The sequence below is a fragment of the Faucicola osloensis genome (assembly GCF_020041925.1).
Classification (GTDB): domain Bacteria; phylum Pseudomonadota; class Gammaproteobacteria; order Pseudomonadales; family Moraxellaceae; genus Faucicola; species Faucicola osloensis_D.
The window spans coordinates 1,710,294-1,731,623 of record NZ_CP083409.1 but is presented as its reverse complement, the minus strand read 5'-3'; the positions used below and the strand labels follow the sequence as shown (position 1 = coordinate 1,731,623).

19 protein-coding genes are annotated in these 21,330 nt (G+C 45.1%); 10 read left to right on the top strand and 9 right to left on the bottom strand.

Annotated features, from left to right (window positions below; translation table 11 throughout):
- Positions 1-57 precede the first annotated feature (57 nt).
- Positions 58-1,434 (top strand): pyridoxal phosphate-dependent aminotransferase, encoded by a 1,377-nt coding sequence (locus LAJ61_RS07655; RefSeq protein ID WP_409035000.1) that lies wholly within the window; start codon positions 58-60, stop codon positions 1,432-1,434.
- 89 nt (positions 1,435-1,523) lie between these two features.
- On the opposite strand, the gene LAJ61_RS07650 is transcribed toward LAJ61_RS07655, so the two are convergent.
- Complete coding sequence (locus LAJ61_RS07650) at positions 1,524-2,918, bottom strand: sodium-dependent transporter (RefSeq protein WP_224053442.1); 1,395 nt, start codon at positions 2,916-2,918, stop codon at positions 1,524-1,526.
- Between the two features lie 436 nt (positions 2,919-3,354).
- On the opposite strand from LAJ61_RS07650, the gene LAJ61_RS07645 reads away from it, so the two are divergent.
- Positions 3,355-3,828 carry an arsenate reductase ArsC gene (locus LAJ61_RS07645; RefSeq protein WP_224053441.1) on the top strand — a complete coding sequence of 158 codons (474 nt, stop codon included), beginning with the start codon at positions 3,355-3,357 and terminating at the stop codon, positions 3,826-3,828.
- 107 nt (positions 3,829-3,935) lie between these two features.
- Here LAJ61_RS07645 and LAJ61_RS07640 read toward each other — a convergent pair whose 3' ends face one another.
- From LAJ61_RS07640 to LAJ61_RS07630, 3 genes are all read right to left on the bottom strand, one after another.
- The gene (locus tag LAJ61_RS07640) at positions 3,936-5,285 is read right to left on the bottom strand and encodes an aminopeptidase P N-terminal domain-containing protein (protein ID WP_224053440.1); all 1,350 of its coding nucleotides are present in this window, start codon (positions 5,283-5,285) and stop codon (positions 3,936-3,938) included.
- A 16-nt stretch (positions 5,286-5,301) separates the two neighbouring features.
- Entirely contained in the window at positions 5,302-6,495 is a 1,194-nt protein-coding gene (gene argE, locus LAJ61_RS07635; RefSeq protein ID WP_224053439.1) for an acetylornithine deacetylase, read from the bottom strand.
- 78 nt (positions 6,496-6,573) lie between these two features.
- A complete protein-coding gene (locus LAJ61_RS07630; protein ID WP_224053438.1) occupies positions 6,574-7,314 on the bottom strand; it encodes a UPF0149 family protein in 741 nt (246 codons plus the stop codon).
- 236 nt (positions 7,315-7,550) lie between these two features.
- On the opposite strand from LAJ61_RS07630, the gene LAJ61_RS07625 reads away from it, so the two are divergent.
- On the top strand, positions 7,551-7,955 hold the full coding sequence (locus tag LAJ61_RS07625) for a hypothetical protein (protein WP_204156496.1): 405 nt from the start codon (positions 7,551-7,553) through the stop codon (positions 7,953-7,955).
- Positions 7,956-8,018: 63 nt separating this feature from the next.
- Positions 8,019-8,312, top strand: a complete 294-nt coding sequence (locus LAJ61_RS07620; protein ID WP_099833526.1) for a cell division protein ZapA — start codon at positions 8,019-8,021, stop codon at positions 8,310-8,312.
- Between the two features lie 37 nt (positions 8,313-8,349).
- Here the strand turns inward: LAJ61_RS07620 and LAJ61_RS07615 are convergent, their stop codons facing one another.
- Positions 8,350-8,604, bottom strand: coding sequence for a hypothetical protein (locus LAJ61_RS07615; RefSeq protein ID WP_060996062.1), 255 nt, complete (start codon positions 8,602-8,604; stop codon positions 8,350-8,352).
- Positions 8,605-9,162: 558 nt separating this feature from the next.
- On the opposite strand from LAJ61_RS07615, the gene LAJ61_RS07610 reads away from it, so the two are divergent.
- Positions 9,163-10,809, top strand: coding sequence for an NAD+ synthase (locus tag LAJ61_RS07610; RefSeq protein ID WP_224054829.1), 1,647 nt, complete (start codon positions 9,163-9,165; stop codon positions 10,807-10,809).
- Between the two features lie 113 nt (positions 10,810-10,922).
- On the opposite strand, the gene LAJ61_RS07605 is transcribed toward LAJ61_RS07610, so the two are convergent.
- Positions 10,923-11,393 carry a winged helix-turn-helix transcriptional regulator gene (locus LAJ61_RS07605; protein WP_224054828.1) on the bottom strand — a complete coding sequence of 157 codons (471 nt, stop codon included), beginning with the start codon at positions 11,391-11,393 and terminating at the stop codon, positions 10,923-10,925.
- A gap of 150 nt (positions 11,394-11,543) precedes the next feature.
- Here LAJ61_RS07605 and LAJ61_RS07600 point away from each other — a divergent pair, with 150 nt between their 5' ends.
- Both LAJ61_RS07600 and LAJ61_RS07595 read left to right on the top strand, forming a co-directional pair.
- Complete coding sequence (locus LAJ61_RS07600) at positions 11,544-12,797, top strand: D-amino acid dehydrogenase (RefSeq protein ID WP_224053437.1); 1,254 nt, start codon at positions 11,544-11,546, stop codon at positions 12,795-12,797.
- A gap of 86 nt (positions 12,798-12,883) precedes the next feature.
- The gene (locus tag LAJ61_RS07595) at positions 12,884-13,249 is read left to right on the top strand and encodes a RidA family protein (RefSeq protein WP_224053436.1); all 366 of its coding nucleotides are present in this window, start codon (positions 12,884-12,886) and stop codon (positions 13,247-13,249) included.
- Between the two features lie 73 nt (positions 13,250-13,322).
- On the opposite strand, the gene LAJ61_RS07590 is transcribed toward LAJ61_RS07595, so the two are convergent.
- Positions 13,323-16,331 (bottom strand): DNA translocase FtsK, encoded by a 3,009-nt coding sequence (locus LAJ61_RS07590; RefSeq protein WP_224053435.1) that lies wholly within the window; start codon positions 16,329-16,331, stop codon positions 13,323-13,325.
- 441 nt (positions 16,332-16,772) lie between these two features.
- On the opposite strand from LAJ61_RS07590, the gene trxB reads away from it, so the two are divergent.
- Genes trxB through LAJ61_RS07575 form a run of 3 tightly spaced genes read left to right on the top strand, consistent with a single transcriptional unit; the run spans position 16,773 to position 19,424 of the window.
- On the top strand, positions 16,773-17,771 hold the full coding sequence (gene trxB, locus LAJ61_RS07585) for a thioredoxin-disulfide reductase (protein ID WP_224053434.1): 999 nt from the start codon (positions 16,773-16,775) through the stop codon (positions 17,769-17,771).
- A 15-nt stretch (positions 17,772-17,786) separates the two neighbouring features.
- Positions 17,787-18,578 (top strand): leucyl/phenylalanyl-tRNA--protein transferase, encoded by a 792-nt coding sequence (aat, locus tag LAJ61_RS07580; RefSeq protein ID WP_224053433.1) that lies wholly within the window; start codon positions 17,787-17,789, stop codon positions 18,576-18,578.
- Between the two features lie 27 nt (positions 18,579-18,605).
- Positions 18,606-19,424 (top strand): arginyltransferase, encoded by an 819-nt coding sequence (locus tag LAJ61_RS07575; RefSeq protein WP_224053432.1) that lies wholly within the window; start codon positions 18,606-18,608, stop codon positions 19,422-19,424.
- Here the strand turns inward: LAJ61_RS07575 and rimI are convergent.
- Both rimI and tuf read right to left on the bottom strand, forming a co-directional pair.
- A complete protein-coding gene (gene rimI / locus LAJ61_RS07570) occupies positions 19,417-19,926 on the bottom strand; it encodes a ribosomal protein S18-alanine N-acetyltransferase (RefSeq protein ID WP_224053431.1) in 510 nt (169 codons plus the stop codon). The two genes, LAJ61_RS07575 and rimI, sit on opposite strands and share 8 nt — an antisense overlap.
- Positions 19,927-19,993: 67 nt before the next feature.
- Positions 19,994-21,184: an elongation factor Tu gene (gene tuf, locus LAJ61_RS07565; RefSeq protein WP_076773998.1), complete on the bottom strand. Its 1,191-nt coding sequence runs from the start codon at positions 21,182-21,184 to the stop codon at positions 19,994-19,996.
- Positions 21,185-21,330: the final 146 nt, after the last annotated feature.

The window sequence follows — 21,330 nt, the reverse complement described above, 5'->3', positions numbered from 1 at the left end:
GGGGTGGAAAGTCATAGTCATAACGTCAGTGTCAACACCCAAGCATTCGCAGCGCATATGCTCAATGATACTACTGTAGCACAAGCATTAAGCGATGCCAATCAAGCGAACCCGCTGCAGGATCAAACCACTCAAGCGATGATGCCTGCTGCTACCAATTTTCAACCCAACCATCCCAAACCTAGTAGTGATGTATCTACCATGAAAACTTTGAACAAATCCAATAAACTGCAAAACGTGTGCTATGACATTCGCGGTCCTTTGCTACAAACTGCCAACCGCATGGAGACACAAGGTCATAAAATCATCAAACTCAATGTTGGCAACCCTGCCCCATTTGGGTTTGAAGCGCCGCAAGAGATTTTATCAGATGTGGCGATGAATTTGCCCAATGCGATTGGCTATTCGGACTCTCAAGGGATTTTTGCCGCGCGTAAAGCGATTTTGCAGTATTACCAAGCCAAAGGATTGTTAGAAGCGGTAGACGTTGCCGATGTGTATTTGGGCAATGGCGTCTCTGAACTGATTGTGATGACCATGCAAGCGTTACTGGATGATGGCGATGAAGTGCTGATTCCTATGCCTGACTACCCGCTTTGGACAGCGGCGACGAATTTGGCAGGGGGTAAAGCGGTTCATTATTTGTGTAATGAAGCAGACAACTGGCAGCCAGATATTGCCGATATCGAAAGCAAAATCAATGAGCGCACCAAAGGCATTGTGGTCATCAACCCAAACAACCCAACAGGCGCGCTTTATTCTACCGAAAATTTAAAAAAAATCGTGGCACTGGCAGAAAAACACGGGCTTGTGCTGATGGCGGATGAGATTTATGACCGCGTGCTGTATGATGATGCCGTGCATGTACCGTTGTGCACCCTTGCCAAAAACTGCTTGGTTATCTCCTATAATGGCTTGTCAAAGTCGCACCGTATCGCAGGTTTTCGCTCAGGCTGGATGATGTTATCGGGTAAAAAACACCATGCGGCTGATTTTATTGAAGGGTTAACCATGCTATCATCGATGCGGCTGTGTGCCAACGTGCCCTCACAATACGCGATTCAAACGGCGATGGGTGGCTATCAAAGTATGCAAGCCTTGACCGCACCAACAGGTCGCCTGTATCAGCAGCGTAACATCGCTATCGAGCGCCTAAACGCCATTAAAGGTATCTCATGCACCATGCCACAAGGGGCGTTTTATTGTTTCCCAAAAATTGACCGTGACATTTATCCAATCGAAGATGATATGCAGTTTATGATGGAATTATTACTGCAAGAAAAAGTCTTGATGGTACAAGGTACGGGTTTTAACTGGCATGCGCCTGACCATTTTCGCGTGGTATTTTTGCCCAATGCATCAGATTTGCATGAAGCGATGGATCGACTTGAGCGCTTTTTTGCCACAAAACGCCAAGAATATGGCACCGATTAATGTTTCATTGAAAGAAAAACCCCGACGATTCGGGGTTTTTTATTGTGAGCCAGTAATTACATAAAGCTATTGAGATAAAGCCATTGGGATTAACCCAGTAACTCCGTTAAAAATACAGCGATGATACCAATCGGTGCGACAAATTTTACCACAATTTGCCAAATAGTCCATTTCATGCCGTCTAGCCCCAATTCACGTTTTACCGATTCTTGGTTGATAAACCAGCCAATGAAGATAATGGTACCCAAACCAATCAAAGGTAGCATGATTTTACTAGAAGTATAATCTAGTGCGTCAAAGATACCTTGTGGGATGTCTTTACCGTTTTTGTGGATAGTAAATACCGCAAAATCAGACAATTTATTGAATGACAATAACGCAAGTACACCCACTGCCCACGTTGCCACTGCCCCTACTAGCGTGCAGATTTTACGGCTCATTGGGGTTTTTTCTTCCAAGAATTCGACAATGGGCTCAAGAATTGAAATCGACGACGTCAATGCCGCAAAAGTCAATAACAAGAAGAATAAAGTACCCACCACCACACCTAGGCTCATTTGACCAAAGGCGATTGGCAAGGTCACAAACACCAAACCGGGACCTGCCGCTGGATCAAGATGATTGCTAAATAAAATCGGGAAAATCGCAAGACCTGCCGCCAATGAAAAGATAATATCCCAGATAATCACCGTGCGCGCGGTTGCCAATAAATCCACATCTTGTTTTAGGTATGAACCATAACTCACCATGATCGCCATACCCAGTGACAGACAGAAGAACGCATGTCCTAGCGCCGCCATCAGCACTTTACCCACGCCAACTTCCTGCATACGCTGCAAGTCAAACTTAAACAAAAACTCTGCGCCTTTGGCAAAATCCATATTAATCGCGTTATATCCCACGATAAATAATAGGATAAAAGCCAACGCAGGCATCATGATTTTTGATGCTTTCTCAATCCCTGCTGATACACCGCCTGCCACAATTAGCGCCGTCAAGCCCATAAATGCCGTGTGCCACAACGTCATTTCGGTTGGACTGGCTAACATCGTCTCAAAAATTTTGCCAGTGGCATCGGCATTGAGACCACCAAATGCATTGAGACCAGCTTTTAAAGTGTAATTAAGCGACCAGCCGCCAATCACACTATAAAATGACAAAATCATAAAAGCGGCTAAAATACCAAAGTAGCCAAGCAGACTCCAAGCCGGTGAGGTGTTATTGGCTACTGCCACTTTGCGAAAACTTGCCGCTGGGTTACTTTGACCACGGCGACCAATCAGCCATTCAGTGACCAGCACTGGAAAACCGATGAGCGCGATACTGATGATAAACACGATAACAAATGCCGAGCCACCGCTATCGCCTGTCATGTAAGGAAACTTCCAAATACTACCGAGACCGACCGCAGAACCCACGGCCGCCATCAAGAACCCAATCTTTGAGCTCCACTGGGAATGAGACGACTTGTGATTAGTGCTCATAATCCCTCCCTAATCGAATGTAAATAAATGAAAAAATTGCAACGAGAATCTTGCAGTATGTAGATTTTTCATGAATCAATAGTTAATGTCAAACTTTCTTTTCACAAAACCCAACCAAAAGTTATACAAGCAAGTCATTATTTTTCTGCATTTATATAAAATACAATAAAATCAAATATTTAAAATGGTTATTTTTAAAATTCATTAAACGCAAATTATTTTTATACTAAATATTACTTTTTGGAATAAATAATTTTTTCACCTATTTGATGGCGAATTACTGGCAAAACTTAGCGGTTAATGTCAACGGTTTAAACTCGCACAATTGTGGGGATTTTGATAGCAATTTTTTGCTATTGAAGGTAAAATTTCATTCTCAAAAATTGCACGCCCAAACGTGCCGACCGTTCGCAGAATGATGACAAGGGACTTATTGATGACGCAGCCTTATAACGTGTTATTCCTATGCAAGCACAATGCTAGCCGTAGCCTAATGGCAGAAGCCATTTTGAATAAAATTGGCGGTGACCGTTTTGTAGCCTATAGCGCAGGCGTTGAGCCATCCGCTAGCGCGCATCCATTCACGCTTGAGGTGTTAAAACAAGAAGGTTATGATGTCGCAAGCTTAGCGCCCAAATCCGTCAATCAGTTTTTACAACACAACGCGCCAAAGATTGATTTGGTGATTGGGCTGTGCAATTCTTTACAACAACATGCCGACATTGATGGCAAATTCCCACTGACCGCACATTGGCATATCAATGACACGGACAGTGTATCAGCCGATAATGAGGTGGAAAAAGCCGCCTTTAGCCAAGTATTGCGCCAACTCTCTCAGCGCATCCATTTATTGACAAACTTGCCCGAAGATAAAATCGAACATTTGGCACATCCATCAGCGGATGCCTAAAGCACCTATTAGCAATTGACCACAAAAAGAGCCCAACAGTCTTGGGCTTTTCTTTTTTCTATTTTTTTTCCTTGCCTCTATATATAGATGTGCCTCTATAAATCTATCTATAAATCAACTTTTTGCTGCATTAGTGCTTCAATCGCGTCCGTTGTCTTTGGTACGTCACAGGTGAGAACCAGTGGGTCACCGTCGGTAATGACCACATCATCCTCAATCCGAATGCCAATACCCCGATATTTCTTGGGTACTAATGCATTGTCATGCGCAAAATACAAGCCTGGCTCTACGGTAATCACCATGCCTTTTTCAAGCTTTCTGGGTTTACCGTCGTCGCCCGTATAGCGCCCTGCATCGTGTACATCTAAGCCAAGCCAATGCCCTGTGCCGTGCATATAAAACGGCAAGTAGGCTTTATCAGCAATCAACTCATCGACATCGCCTGTCAAAATCCCCAACTCAATCAAGCCTTGGGTCAGGACTTTGAGCGCAGTTTCATGATGGATTTTGCCATGCTCGCCTGCTTTTAGGCTGTTGATGGCGGCGATATTGGCATTGAGCACAATATCATACACCTGTTTTTGCACGTCACTGAACTTGCCACTCACAGGAAAAGTACGGCTGATATCACCGGCATAGTGTTGGTATTCGGCGCCCGCATCTATCATCACCAAGTCGCCATCGTGCAGCGGTTGGTCGTTTTCGACATAGTGCAAAATATTGGCGTTGTCGCCGCCAGCCACGATGCTATTATAAGAGGGTACGCAGCCGTATTGGGCAAAAGCATAATTAACTTCAGCTTCCAGTCGGCTTTCATTGCCCTGATTTTTCTGCATCAAGGGTGCCACACTTTGCATGGCACGAATATGCCCGTAAGCACTGATTTGGGCGGCGACTTTCATGCGTGCAATTTCAGACTCATCTTTTATCAGCCGCATTTCATTGATAAGGCTGTCAATATTGGTGACGGTATCGACTACACCTTCGCCGCGCTGCAGTTGCTTGGTTTGATTAAGCCAGCCAATCAGCTCATTATTAAAGCGGGCAAACACGTGTTTTTTACCAAAAATTAAGGTCGGCATCACCTCATCAATTTTGCCAATGGCAATCGCTTTATCCGCGCCAAAATCTGCGGTTGCCCCCTCAAGCCCTACCCGTTTACCATCCCAAATCTCACGTAGTTTGTCTTTCTCACGTAAAAATAACGTGTAGTTGACGGCATGGTCGGTTTTTTCCAAAACCATGACGGATTCTGGCTCGGTAAAGCCAGTCAGGTAAAAAAAACTGCTGTCGGCGCGGTATTTGTACTCAGCATCGTTATTGCGGATATGCGCGGGAGCCGTTTGCAAAATCGCAATGCTATTGTTTGGCAAGGCTTCAGCAAGTTTGGCACGGCGTTTGGCAAATTCGCTTTGGGGAAGCTTTGGCAACAACTGTATGGTTAATTGATTTGACATGATATTTCCAAAAAATTTAATGGCTGTCACAGCATTGTTGAAGAATTTGCTGTAAGAAGCTTTCGCATTTTGCTAATTGGTTTAGACTGACAAACTCATTGGCTTTATGGGCATTGCCAATATCGCCAGGTCCACAAATCACCGTCGGAATACCTGCATTGGTAAACTGCCCGCCTTCGGTGGCATACGCTACTTTATGACGATGTTGTTCATCTACCAAATTTTCTATGAGCTGTTGCAAGGCTTGGCTATCTTTATCGGTCATCGCAGGGACATTTTCGTTGCGAGTTAGCTCAATGCCCGTGTCGCTGTCAATCGCGTGCATCTTAGGCTCAAGGGTTTTGATAAAGGCGCGAATCGGCTCAATCACTTGGCTTTCATTCATGTGCGGCAAATTACGGTAATCAAAGGTGAATTCGCACAGGTTGGGCACGATATTGGTTGCTGTACCGCCGGTAATAGTGCCCACTGACAAGGTGGAAAATGGCACATCAAACGCCATGTCTTGGTCGTTACGTTGTTGCAATTGTTCGGCAAGTTTATCAATAAAATTGATAATTTTACTAGCATAGCTGATGGCATTGACGCCTTGCGGGGTCAGCGATGAATGCACCGATTTGCCATGCACGCGGCAGCGATACACTTGGATGCCTTTATGCGCGGTGACCATTTTCATCATGGTCGGCTCACCGACGATACAGTAGTCGGGCTTAATCCCTTGCACTTTTAAATCCGCAAGCAGTAATGGCGCACCCAAACAACCCACTTCTTCGTCATACGACAGTGCCAGATGAATCGGTTTGTTAAGCATCCTATCGCGGCTTGCTTGCACCACAGTGGGCAATAGGGTTAAGGCGCAAGCAATAAAGCCTTTCATATCACAAGCCCCACGCCCGTATAGCTTATCTTCCACAATGGTCGCCACAAACGGATCGGTATCCCATGCCTGCCCATCAACGGGCACCACATCGGTATGCCCGGAAAACACAAAACCCCCTGTCGTTACGGTATCACCCTTACCCATCGCAGGTACAGTCACAAAGAGGTTGGCTTTGGTATTATCGGCATTAAAGGTCAAACGTGGCGACAATCCCAACTGCTCACAATAACTCGCCACATACTCAATCAATTGCAAATTGGAGTAGCGACTGACAGTGTTAAAACCAATCAGCTTTGTTAACCAGTCTACGGCATTGGATGGATAGCCCATAGTCGTTCCATTTTTCTCAAATTTTAAACCATTAAAACACCCTATCAGGGTAAATCTAGTCGAAATAGGGTATTAGCATCAATTCGGCTTTTTACCTGTCATGGCATCTATGACCATATGGGTAACAAAATCATCATTGGTCTCTTTTTCTGCTTCCCAATCGAGCTCGTCATCGCGTAGCTGCTCAATAAAATCCAAATGCTCCTCATCAACCCCTTGGGCTTTACCCACAGGGCGATTCATGGCAAATCCTGCGATGAGCGGCAACTTGGCGACTGATTTACGCACTCGCCCTTGTGACACACTCACAGGAATCATACGCACAAACTCAAGTAACTCCATATATTCAACTTCGCCTTCAGCATTGTCCGTGCCTTGCAGCGCCTCATCATACGCATCAACCCGCAGCGCGCCGATTTTTGCCAAGTCATTAAATAGGTTATTTTCTTCAGGGCGCAGCGCACTATCGGTGATGCCAAAGCCTGTCAAAAAGCCATTTGCCCAGTTCTTAAGTGCCATCAAACGCTCATACAGTGGATGGTCATCATCGGGCAACAACGGCATAAACTGGTAGCTATCGGCATCATCGGTTAACACCGCCACCATATCCTCGCCTTCTTCGGTCACTATCTCTAACGCTTTTGGCTCAAGCTCGGTAAAGCTCAGCTCAGTCAGTAGCAGTTGCCACTCTTGCTCGATTGGCGCATTACATACACTGAGCACCCCTGAGATTAGCCCATGTAACTCACTAATTGTGATGTCGTGCCAATCCTCAAATGCTTGTGTCCAATCTTGCCAACCCGAAATATAATCATCCATCGCTTTACCCTTTTTTCACAAAAAATTATATCAACATTGAGATAATACTAGCCTTAATGCGGTCAACTATGGCATTATTAAAGTGGTAAAATAATATAAGTATCACTCAAATTTTAAGCCTTCACGCTATAGTTATACCAAAAAAACCTTTTGCTATTCATGTCAATGAGCGCCCATCACGTCGCTCTTGATGATTTACTTGATTATTCACTCGATTACTGACTAGACATCATATCATGAGCACCCTAATTGACCAACTGACCCAGCTACAAACCGCATTGACTAAGCTTCGCGATAAATATCAATTCGCCAGTAGCGAGCTAACCCGTATTAAAGCACAGCCAACCATTACCGCAGATCAACTGCAGGCGGTACAAGCTGAGCTCGATAGCAGCAAAGAACTGCAGCAAAATTTGCAACAACAACTTGCCAGACAAGCCGAAGAGTACCAAGCACTTGAGCAGCGCTATCAGTCGCTTGCCGAATCTCACAACATGCTAAGTACCGAATACGAACAAACCCAAAACCAATTACAGATTTTTACCGCACAAAATCAAAAACTGATTGAAAAAAATCGTGTTGCGGCAGAGCATACCAAGCTTGTGTTAGAGCGCTTGGCAAAAATTGACAGCGAAAATTGACCCGCCCTTATTTAAGCCAGCCTTACTCATGTTTAAAACATTTGAATACGTTAGGAAAATCTTATGGCATCTGCCCAAAGCATTAAAAAAGTTGATATCCTGATCAATGGTCGTAGCTATACCATAAACTGCCCAGAATCGGAAGAGCCTGCGTTGCAGCGTGCGGCAAGCTATATTAACCAGTTTATGCAAGATGTACGCCGCCAAGCGCCTCAGCTACCCCAAGAAGAATTATTGGTACTGTGCGCGTTGACGTTGTTTGAAAAATCAGAAAACTTACAACGCTATCAAGAAAACGAAAGCCAAGCGCAAGACCTGGTGGGTAAAATGTTAGAAGACGTTGCGCGTTTTGCCTAACGTCTTTAGTGTAAAATAAGTGTAAAATAAAATTCGACTAATTTTGGGCGCGCTGGTAGTGTTTGCCAGCGTGAAAATCCGCTTGGTGTTCTTGATTACAAAAGAACTTATCCCCTTCTATAATCCCTCGCCACTCTGCTAACGTATGATGGCAAAAATCACACGCTCGCAGCTCGGTACTCTCGCCTGGCTGCGGCTGTAAATAGCCTTGTGGTGGTCGCGGATACATCCATTTCATCCCAACCCAGCTAAGCCCCATAATCACCAAAACCACAAAAATTGCGGTAAACATCGCTTCACCTCATTGTCTAATGAACGAACCATCGTTGCCAATTAACAATTATGACTGCCTGTTAATTAGCATTGTAAGGTTTGATTATACGGCAAAAAATCGCGCATTGATGGGTTATTCATGCTATGTTTAAGCTAATTTTACCAGTTGCAGCGTTTTTCGGTTGTAGCGTCTAAAGATTGCAATTGTAAACATATCATAAAGCGATATAATGTAGAATAATTTTATCTTGTAATGTCATCGCTGTTGCCACCCATAATTATAATAGCGGCGTGATGCTTGCATACCGTTTTAGACGGATATGACTAAGGGACGACCCCATAACAAATTTTTACTGAAGGATTTTTCATGTCACACCTTGATTTAACCCCAGATAATAGCGTACCAACGCAGCTGCCGAGTGAGTCAATGACCGCCGAAGCTACGACGCCAAACCAACCCGCAAACCCACAGCCAGTTTCTCAAAAACCTGCTCAGCCAACTTCTCAATCAGTTTCTCAGCCAACCTCTCAGTCATCAAGCCAATCGACTAGCCAAGCAATTAGCCAAGCAGATTCTATGGTGGGGCTAAAAATTGCGGTGGCACAGCAGCAATTTATTGTCGGCGATGTCATCAACAATGCCAAAAAAATGGTAGAGCTGGCTAAAGATGCCCGTGATAAGGGTGCTAATATCATTGTCTTTCCTGAGTTATCACTGCTGGGTTATCCGCCTGAAGATTTGTTATTACGTCCAAGTCTTGCCTCACGCGTGAAACTTGCTTTTGAATTGCTCTACACTGTCAAAGACATCGTGATGCTAGTGGGTTATCCGCACATTGACCCCAATGGCACGTTTAACTCAGTCGCTATCATTCACAATGGTCAGCAAAAAGGCTTTTATCACAAACAATGTTTGCCAAACTATGGCGTGTTTGATGAACGCCGCTATTTTAATACCGGTCACAACCAAGTGTTGTTTGACTATCAAGGGCTGACCATCGGACTACTTATCTGTGAAGATTTATGGCAAGACGCTCCCATTCGCGCACTCAAAGAAAAAGGTGCAGAAATCATCATCAGCCTCAATGCCTCGCCCTTTGAGCAAAATAAGCAAGAACAACGTAAGGCTTTATTAAAAAGCCGTGCCACTGAGCACAATATTCCGATTGTGTATGCCAATAGCGTGGGCGGTCAAGATGACTTGGTGTTTGATGGCGGCTCGATGGTCGTCAACGCTCAAGGTAAAATCGTGCAAGAAGCGCCAAGATTTTTGCAGCATACCCTGTATGTGGTTGCTCGTCACGATGCCCAAAGCGGTCAAGTGATATTATCAGAACAACGCAAATCACCGCTTGCATTGAGCCAAATCGCTGAGACTTATCAAGCGCTGGTTGTCGGCTTGCGTGATTATGTCAATCATTCTGGCTTTAAAGGCGTATTGGTTGGGTTGTCAGGCGGGATAGACTCGGCGCTCACGCTATGTATCGCCGTTGATGCACTGGGTGCAGATAAAGTTTATGCGGTCATGATGCCCTATGAGTACACCTCGCAAATCAGCCTACAAGACGCGCAAGCACAGGCGCACCGACTCAACGTGTCTTATACCGTGTGCCCGATTCATGCTGCTGTTGAAGGCATGCGTCATACGCTAGAGCCGATGTTTAGCAATACCACCGCCGACACCACAGAAGAAAATATCCAAGCCCGTGCGCGTGGGATGATTCTTATGGCATTGTCCAACAAATTTGGTCATCTAGTCATCACTACTGGCAACAAATCAGAGATGGCCGTGGGCTATGCGACATTGTATGGGGATATGGCAGGCGGATTTGATGTCTTAAAAGATGTGTATAAAACCCAAGTATATGCTCTCGCCAACTATCGCAACCGACTAGAAGAAACGCCGGTGATTCCTGAGCGTGTGATTACGCGTCCGCCTTCTGCCGAGCTTCGCCCTGACCAAAAAGACCAAGACAGTCTGCCTGATTATGATACCCTCGATAAAATGCTGGAGCTGTATATCGATCGCGACTTTGGGTATGATGCGATTGTAGAAGCCGGTTATGATAAAGACGTGGTGAAAAAAGTACTCAGTATGGTAGACCGCAATGAATACAAACGTCGTCAAGCAGCGATTGGCACCAAGATTACCCACCGTGCCTTTGGGCGTGAGCGTCGATATCCACTCGTCAACCACTGGTCGCTAGAGTTTCCAAAAATCTAATTTCCAAAATTCTAAGGCGGGACAACATAAAAAGACTGCGATTTGGCAGTCTTTTTTTTCATCTGTCGCAAAGCATGTATTACAAAGCAGTTATCGTGAAGCTTGCATGACAGTTAGGTCACTGTCACATCCAAATGCAAGCTTTCTTTAATCTCTTCCATCACAATCAAACTGTGGGTCTCTACCGCCGCTGGCAATTGTTTTAAAATATTGCCCAGTAACTTACGGTAAGAACTCATCTCTTTTAGGCGCGCTTTGACCAAAAAATCAAACTCACCCGAAATCAAATGACATTCCAGTATCTCTGGAATTTCTGAGAGTTTTTTGCTCACTTGTTCAAAGACATCGCCTGACTTGGTGGATAGCTTTATCTCCAAAAATACCAACAAGCTTTTATTGACCAAATTTGGATTTAACCGCGCATGATAACCTGTGATAATGCCTTCACGCTCCAAGCGCTTAACCCTGTCTGAGCAAGGCGTAGTTGATAGGTTAACTCTGGCGGCCAATTCGCTGATAGAAATTCTGGCTTGCTGTTGCAAGATTTCAAGGATTAAACGGTCGGTACGGTCTAAAGTACGCATAGCAAAATGAAAATCCTGTTTTTTAATCATTGACATGATAAAACCGATAATATCAGCAAAATTCTAGCATAAAAACAGCAAAATTCACTGCAAAACTTTGCTTATACTAGCGAAATTAACTGATAATTAAGCAGATATTTGGGGGTGGGTATGCGCGTATTGGTACTGGGTAGTGGCGTGATTGGGGTGACAAGTGCCTATTATTTAGCCAAGCAAGGCGTAGAAGTCACGGTGATTGACCGCCAAGCGGGTGCCGCACAAGAAACCAGTTTTGGCAATGCTGGGCAAATCTCCCCAGGCTACTCTACCCCTTGGGCAGCCCCTGGTATTCCATTGAAGGCGGTTAAATGGTTATTCCAACAACACGCCCCTTTAGCCATCAAGTTAGATGGTAGTCTGTGGCAGTTACAATGGATGCTACAAATGCTCAAAAACTGTAATGCCAAGCGCTATGCCATCAACAAAGAGCGTATGGTACGAGTGGCAGAATACAGCCGCGACTGTCTGCAGCAGCTGCGTCAAGACACCGGCATTCACTACGAAAACCGTTCACAAGGCACCTTACAAGTTTTTCGTAAAGCCGCCCAACTAGAGGCTGTACAGCAAGATATTAAGGTGTTGCAAGATTCAGGCGTGCCTTTTAAGCTGATTGACAACAGCAAGGCGTTGGCTGATATTGAGCCCGCGTTGGCAAATGCCACTGATAAACTGGTTGGCGGATTGCATTTGCCGCATGATGAAACAGGCGATTGCTTTTTGTTTTGCCAAGCATTAGCGCAGCAAGCCAAAGCGCTGGGGGTGAAATTTTTATACAATCAAACCATCGAAAAACTGGTAGTCGACGCTGGGGCGATTAAAGGGGTGATGGTAAATGGTGAGTTATTAACGGCAGACCAGTATGTATTGGCGTTGGGCAGTTATTCGCGGGCGCTTTTGCAACCGCTACAGCTTAATCTGCCTGTATACCCTGTCAAAGGCTACTCACTGACTGTGCCGATTATCAATGCTGATTTAGCGCCCCAATCAACGGTGCTTGATGAAACCTATAAAATCGCCATTACTCGCTTTGACAACCGCATTCGCGTAGGCGGTATGGCAGAATTAAGTGGTTTTGATTTAAGTCTAAACCCGCAGCGCCGTGCCACACTCGAAATGGTCACGCAGGACTTATTCGCAGGCGGTGATTTGCCAAACGCAAGTTTTTGGACAGGGCTACGTCCGATGACCCCAGATAGTACCCCTATCATTGGCGCGACTCGGTATCGCAATTTATTTTTGAACACAGGACATGGCACATTGGGTTGGACAATGGCGTGTGGCTCTGGCAAATTAATCAGCGATTTGGTGCTCGGCAAAATGCCTGATATTCGCATTGACGGCTTATCATTACAGCGTTATTCCTAATATCTACTTGCTATTAAAAGTACCTGTAAATAGTATTTGTAAAGACTACGCATAAGTAACATTTATCCGTTCACAAGGAAAACACCATGACCGCACACATTCAACGATTTGATAGCAATGACTATCTAAGTGAAATTACCATTTTTAACCAAGTAGTGTATCTCGCAGGACAAGTGCCAAATACTGATACTGCCGATATCCACACACAAACCAAAGAAGTGCTAGACAATATCGACGCCATGCTCGCCAAAGCCAATAGCGACAAATCACGTCTGCTAACCGCTCAGATTTTTATCAAGGATTTGGCGGATTTTGCAGTGGTGAATAGCATGTGGAGCGATTGGTTAGCCGATTGTCCAAAGCCTACCCGTGCGACAGTCAAAGCTGAGTTGGTTAATCCTTTGTGGAAATTAGAAATTGTCGTAGTCGCAGCGCAAAATACCCTAGAATAAATGAACCCATAGCTACTCAAAAGGTTAAATAAAAAAGGTGCCTGAATCGCACCTTTTTTATTTTGTCTAACCTCTACATTAATAGCTCACGTTTACCGCTTTTGGTCATGCCGCTCACCAAGCCCGCCTCTTCCATGGCATCAACGATACGTGCTGCGCGGTTATAGCCGATACTAAATTTGCGCTGAATACTTGATGCAGAGACTTTACGGGTTTCGAGCAAAAACGCCACTACATCATCATACAGCGGGTCTTCTTCGCCATTGCTAGACCCACTAGCATCGCCACCACTTGGCGCTGAGCTTAACTCAAAGTTATCGAACATATTATCAATATAATTAGGTGCGCCACGCTCGCGCCATGCATCACACACACGGTTGACTTCCGCATCGCTGATAAAAGCACCATGTACACGGTTAGGCTCGATTTGACCAGGTCCTAAAAACAGCATATCCCCATGCCCAAGCATATCCTCTGCGCCACCGGCATCCAAAATGGTACGCGAGTCGACTTTTGAGTTGACGCGAAGCGCGGCACGGACGGGAATATTGGCTTTAATCAAACCAGTAATCACATCCACTGAGGGACGTTGGGTCGCCAAAATCAAATGAATCCCTGCGGCGCGCGATTTTTGCGCCAAACGGGTAATTAACTCCTCGGCTTGTTTGCCCACCTGCATAATCATGTCGGCAAACTCATCCGCCACAATCACAATTTGCGGTAACGGTTTTAACTTTGGCGCTCTATCTTGGCTGACACTGTCATTGGGTCGCCACAGTGGATCTAGTAACGGCTCACCATTTTGTTCGGCTGCTACGATTTTTTTGTTGAATTCATCCAGTTTACGCACTTTGAATAATGACATCAGCTGATAACGACGTTCCATCTCCGCCACACTCCACGCTAAAGCACTGGCTGCTTCGGTCATATCGGTGACTACGGGGGTGAGCAGATGCGGAATATCGCCATAGTTGGCAAGCTCGAGCTGTTTGGGGTCAATCAAAATCAATCGCAGCTGCTCTGGTGTGTATTTGAGCAGCATTGACAATAACAGCGAATTCACCAACACTGATTTACCCGAACCTGTTGTACCTGCTACTAGCATGTGTGGCGCTTTGGCTAAATCCGCAATAATCGGTCTACCTGCAATATCTTTGCCCATTGCCATGCTGATTAAGCCATCGGGGTCTTGATAAGCCTCTGTTTTCAGCAGTTCGATGAGTCGTACCATTTGGCGCTGCGGATTGGGCACTTCGATACCGATATAAGGTTTACCTGGAATGACTTCTACCACACGCACCGATGCCATGGATAGCGACCGAGCCAAGTCTTTTGCAATGCCCGTCACCTTGCTTGCTTTAAGCCCTGGCGCCAGCGACACTTCAAAGCGTGTCACCACTGGACCCATTTGCGCATTGACCACTTCTGCTTTGATATTAAACTCTTGTAGCTTGATTTCTAATAGCGCTGATAGCTGCTGCAACTGTTCGCGGCTGTAGCTTGGCTTGCGGTCAGGGTCAGGCAAATCAAGCAGCGATAATTCCGGTAACGGGCTTAAATTGGCACGATAAGCGGCGGTTTGCATGGCACGCGATTTCTGACTAAACAGGCTATCATCATTGATGTCGAGCGGCTGGTTGACCTGAGGCGCTGCGGGCTGTTCGATTTGGTCGAGTAGCTCAGACTCTACTGAACGACTATGGGTCGGTATTGAAGACGTTATCTCGTTGCTATTAATCTCGGTGGCATCAATCTCGTTACCATCAATCTGGGTGACAGCTTGCGCTGGGATTTGTCGCATACCCAATAAGGATGCGACTGAGCTGGGCGGTGTTTCAATGCCTTCTGCACCTTCTGCTTCAATGCCTTCTGCTTCAACGCCGTCTGTTTTAATGCCCTCTAATGGTGGCTCTAGCACAGGATTTTGTGATAATTCATATCCAGCATCTACGCTATCTGCTAAATGATCCAAATTTGACGACCCAATAGCCGCGTCCTGTTCAGCCATCTCTACACCCGTCATAGGCTCGGAGATTCGTTTATCCGCTAGCTCCCCTGTGCCTGCGGCAGACATTATAGATGCGTCATCGATAGTTGGCATAGCTTGCGATACGTCTACACTATCTACACTATCTACACTAGGCTGCGTTGTCTGAGTTGGCTGAGTGAGTTGCGAAGCTACCTGTATCGAATGCGGTCTGTTCAAGGTAGGCATTTTAAACGGTTTTTTAATGATTTCACTTTGCAGTTTTTCATCCAGTTTTTTGGTCAGCTTGGTGTTTGCTACATAGGTTGAGCTGACGGGTTTAAATGGATTGCTGGCATCGTTTTCTTCGAGCCATTCATAATCTTTAATTTCACTAAAACCCGTTTCATCCAAAAACGCATCGAGTGGACTACCGACAAATCCCTCATTATCCGCTAGATGACTACTGTCATAAGCAGCTTGTTCTGTGTCAGGGGAGGCTAATGGCAAAGGCAGTTGCGCGGTATCGTTTGGTTTTGCTTGGCTTGCTTCTTGTTTGAATTCAGTATTGGTTTCTTCTTCATCTGTAGCTTCAGCTTGTAGGCGGCTGCGAATAGCTTGACCTGATAAAATCTCATGCCAATGTAAATCAAAGGTAAACGTCACGGTGATGGCAATAAACACCAATAAAAACAGCAAAGTCCCCCAGTAGGTTAATAAACTACTAAGCCCGTTGCCAACGATTTGCCCAATCATGCCTTGCGCCAACCAGCCAAAAGATAACATGCCTGTCAGCCCTGCGGTGGCAATGATTAAAAAAATATAACCCAAAAAACGTAACAAGCCATTAGGCTCTACATCATGGCGCCATACATTCCAAGCTTCATAACAGGCAATAACAATCAGCCACCAGCTCGCTGCACCCAAAAACGCATACAAAATATCAGCCAGCCACGCACCCCCCGTGCCTGCCAAGTTACTGACTTCATTTGCTGCACTACTGATATGCGACCAACTAGGATCATTGGCAGAATAACTGATGAGGGACATGACTAACAACAATGCCACGATTAGCCAGATAATCGTAAGCACACTTTGACGAATATAATAAGACAACGCAATTTACCTTTGAATTTGAACCCACTTTGGATAAGCCGTAAGCCAACGCTTTGCTGAGCCATGACTGACTGATAATGATTGTGAAAAACAATGATTTTGGAAAAACGTTGATTAAAATCACCCTTTTAATCGACTATCATATCAAATCTAAGTGGTGAGTTGCTGAGCTTTTTTTGCGAAAAATTGCTTTGTGAAATCAGCCAATTCAAGCCTTATGATAAATGCGGTTTGTGCCAACAAAGCCGAAAGTTAGGGTATTTTTTGATAAAGAGCTAACGCAATTTTTGAGCGTTGCTTGAGCTTTGATTGCGCGATGAATCTGTTATAAAAATAACATTTACTTGCTATTTTCGATGTTAGCCCCTATCTTACTTATGAATCAAAAATTAGCCTGTTTTATTATTTAGTTTATTATTCAGCGATTGTTAGGAAAGATGTATGTCAGAAATTATCCATCACCAGCTTATTATTTTGGGTTCAGGTCCAGCGGGTTATTCTGCCGCCGTGTATGCAGCGCGCGCTAATTTAAAACCAGTCATTATCACGGGTATGCAGACTGGTGGGCAGTTGACTACCACCACTGAAGTTGATAACTGGCCTGGCGATCCACAAGGCTTGACAGGACCTGACTTGATGGTACGCATGCAAGCCCATGCCGAGCGTTTTGGTACCCAGTTGGTGTATGACCATATCCACCAAGTGAACCTAACTCAGCGACCCTTTACCTTAGTGGGCAATAGCGCCACTTACACCTGTGATGCACTCATTGTAGCGACCGGGGCATCAGCGCAATACTTGGGTCTCGCCTCTGAACAAAAATTTATGGGGCTTGGCGTTTCTGCCTGTGCGACCTGTGATGGGTTCTTCTATCGCGGCAAACCTGTGGTGGTGATTGGCGGTGGCAACACAGCGGTTGAAGAAGCTTTGTATCTATCAAATATCGCAAGCCACGTCACCCTAGTGCATCGACGTGATAAATTAAAATCAGAAAAAATTCTGCAAGACCAATTATTTGAAAAACAAAAAAATGGCAATGTGACCATCGAATGGAACAGCCAAGTCAAAGAAGTGGTGGGTGATGACGCAGGTGTGACAGGTGTGGTGATTGAAAATCTCCAAGACCAGTCTACCAAAACCATCAACGCGCCTGGTATGTTCGTGGCGATTGGGCACAAACCCAACACCGATATTTTCCAAGATCAGCTTGAGATGAATAATGGTTATATCGTGGTCAACAGCGGTTTAGATGGCAATGCAACAGCGACAAGTGTCGAAGGCGTGTTTGCCTGTGGGGATGTGGCAGATCATATCTATCGCCAAGCGATTACCTCGGCAGCTACGGGTTGTATGGCGGCGTTGGATGCAGAAAAATATTTAGATATCGTCAATCTAGCGAATGCCAATACTACGGTATCAGCCAACACCTCTGCTGTTTAGCTAATGCCTTGAACGATGCCATTGCCAAATCACCCCCCATTACAGCGACCTTTCGATTGCCGTTATCAATTTCCTGACCCGATGGTGACAGACCCTGACGGTGAAGGGCTAATTGCGCTGGGGGGTGATTTGGCGCCTGATACCTTAGTGTGTGCTTATCGCCAAGGCATGTTTCCTTGGTTTAATGAGGGCGAGCCCATCGCTTGGTGGTCGCCTGACCCGCGCTGTATTATTTATCCTAGCGATTTTTGCGCCAGTAAAACCTTAAAACGGCGTATCAAAAATGTAGGTTGGACGTTTTCCCTCAATCTTGCCTTTGCTGAGGTCATTACTGCCTGTGCCGATACCCGCACCTATGCCCAACCTTCTGCATCAGCCACTTGGATCAGTCACGCTATGATTGAAGCGTATATGGCGCTCCATGCCGAGCAAGTCGCTTACAGTGTGGAAATTTGGGATGATGATGAGCTGATTGGTGGTCTCTATGGGCTAAAGCTAGGACAAGCTTTTTTTGGTGAAAGTATGTTTCACCGAGTGACAGATGCGTCTAAAGCGGCTTTTTTTGTGTTAATGCAGCTGTGTGCACACTCCCAATTTGCTTGGGTGGACTGTCAGTTGCCTAACCCACATTTGATGCGTTTAGGTGCATCCATCGTACCCAGAGCGGAATTTTTAGATAAGCTCGCGCAACAATTAGCGCTACCGAGTATTGATTGGTCATCGATTTGCGGTCAAAAATTGCCACTCAATCAACTGTTAAATGAGGATTTGATGACTTATTACCTACCTCCAACTACGCAAGCTTAGGTAAGTTAAGGGTATTTAAAAGCACCAATGACGTTAAAACCACCCCACCCCCCTACCAGTCTAGCATTGACCAGCCAATTGACGCCGCTGCATCAATGTACTTATTTACCGGATCGTGCAGCACGTTTAGAGCTGATTGAATTAGCAAAGGATGAACGTTTAAGTACGCCTATTTTTTCTCAGTTTTCACGGCTCGGGTATCGGCGTAGTGGACAACATCTATATCGCCCTGTATGCTTTCATTGTCAACGCTGTATCTCTACGCGTGTAGTAGTTAACGATTTTGAACCCAATCGTACCCAGCGCAAACTGTGGCAAAAATCGCACGAGATGGATGTGGTAATTACGGCTTGTGATGATGCCGATGAATCGCATTTTATGCTATATGCTCGCTATATCTGCGCTCGCCATAGTGATGGCGATATGTATCCACCCAATTTACAAGGGTTTAAACAGTTTCTACAATATAGCTTTACCCAGTCATTTTTTATGGAGTTTTGGCTTCATGATGAATTAGTCATGGTGGCAGTTTGCGACCAATTAGATGACGGCATATCCGCGGTCTATACTTTCTATGATCCCGACGCAACCATAAACAGTTTGGGCACCCTTGCGATACTTACCCAAATTGACTATGTTAAACGTCTTGGACTACCTTATTTGTATTTAGGTTTTTGGGTACCAGATTCGGATAAGATGGCGTATAAATCGCGTTTTTATCCCACTGAGTTATTAATCAATCAACAGTGGCATCGTTTCGATGAGGCTGTTACAGCCGCGCAAGTTGAACCACTGCTTCAACAGGCGATAAAAGCGCATTACCTAAACATGTGGAATACTACTTAGCATTTAATTTAGCATTGAATTTGCACTGCATAATTAACGCATGGGTTTTGGTCATGTCATGATTATCGTAGTAATTTTTGCGAACGGCAATCTGTTCAAACCCATGTTTTTGATAAAATGCAAGGGCAGCATGATTATCTTCTCTTACCTCTAATAGCATCCGCTCGGCACCCGTTGCTTGGCATATTTGCGCCATAGCCGTTAGCAATTGGCTTGCAATACCTTGCTGTTGATAATCAAGACAAGTTGCGATTCTTAAAATTTCACTATCTTCAAATATATGGCTGTAAAAACAATAGCCGACCAATCGCTGATTTAGCTCGTCTGTCGCATAAATTATATGGTTAAATGGCTGCACGAGCAGTGAATTGATTTGCGCAGCCGACCAAGCATCGTGGACAAACAGCTCGGATTCAATTTGTGCCAGCTGCGCCAGTACCTGCTCCGAAGCATTATCTTGTGTACTCGTTTTATCTAAGTTATATATCGACATCACCGTCATAATTTATTTCCATAAAAAAAGAGCCACCGGAGTGACTCTTTTTATGTGTTTATGTGCTAGCTAACGATTAGTCGTTAACTTTAGCAACAACACCCGCACCTACAGTACGGCCACCTTCACGGATTGCAAAGCGTAAGCCTTGGTCCATTGCGATTGGGTGGATTAGCTCTACGTTCATTTCAACGTTATCGCCAGGCATTACCATCTCTGTACCTTCTGGTAATTGGATTGCGCCAGTTACGTCAGTGGTACGGAAGTAGAACTGTGGACGGTAACCATTTAGGAATGGAGTGTGACGACCACCTTCTTCTTTTGATAGTACGTATACTTCTGCGTCAAATTTGGTGTGTGGTTTGATTGAACCTGGTTTAGCCAATACTTGACCACGTTGTACGTCTTCACGTTTGGTACCACGTAATAGTACACCACAGTTCTCGCCTGCACGACCTTCGTCTAGCAGTTTACGGAACATTTCAACGCCAGTACAGGTGGTTTTGGTGGTTGGCTTAATACCAACGATTTCAATTTCTTCACCCACTTTGATGACGCCTGATTCTACACGACCGGTTACGACTGTACCACGGCCAGAGATTGAGAATACGTCTTCGATTGGCATCAAGAATGGTTTGTCAATCGCACGTTCTGGTTCTGGGATGTAGCTGTCTAGGGTGTCAAGTAGTTCTAGTACGGCTGGTTCACCGTATTTGCCTTCGCCGCCGTTTAAGGCTTCTAGGGCAGAACCTTTGATGATTGGGGTGTCATCGCCAGGGAAGTCATAGCTTGATAGGAGTTCACGTACTTCCATTTCGACGAGTTCTAGTAGTTCTTCGTCATCAACCATGTCACATTTGTTCATGAATACCATGATGTATGGTACACCTACTTGGCGTGATAGTAGGATGTGTTCACGGGTTTGTGGCATTGGGCCGTCAGTGGCTGATACAACTAGGATAGCGCCGTCCATCTGTGCGGCACCAGTGATCATGTTTTTAACATAGTCAGCATGGCCAGGACAGTCTACGTGTGCGTAGTGACGTGCTTGGGTGTCATATTCAATGTGTGAGGTGTTGATGGTGATACCACGGGCTTTTTCTTCAGGGGCTGAGTCAATTGACGCGTAGTCTTTGGCTTCACCACCGTTGTGTTTCGCTGCTACGGTTGCAATCGCAGCTGTTAGGGTTGTTTTACCATGGTCAACGTGCCCAATGGTGCCTACGTTAACGTGTGGTTTAGTACGTTCAAACTTGGCCTTTGCCATAATTTAATCCTCTGATCATTGTTAAACTGTTAGCAATACCCTAGCTCAAAGCTATAAACCAACTGGTGTATCTGTATTGCCAGTGCTGGTGTTGCCAATGTGAGTGTTGCTAGGTCACTAAAATAGCAAATTTAACATAAATTTCA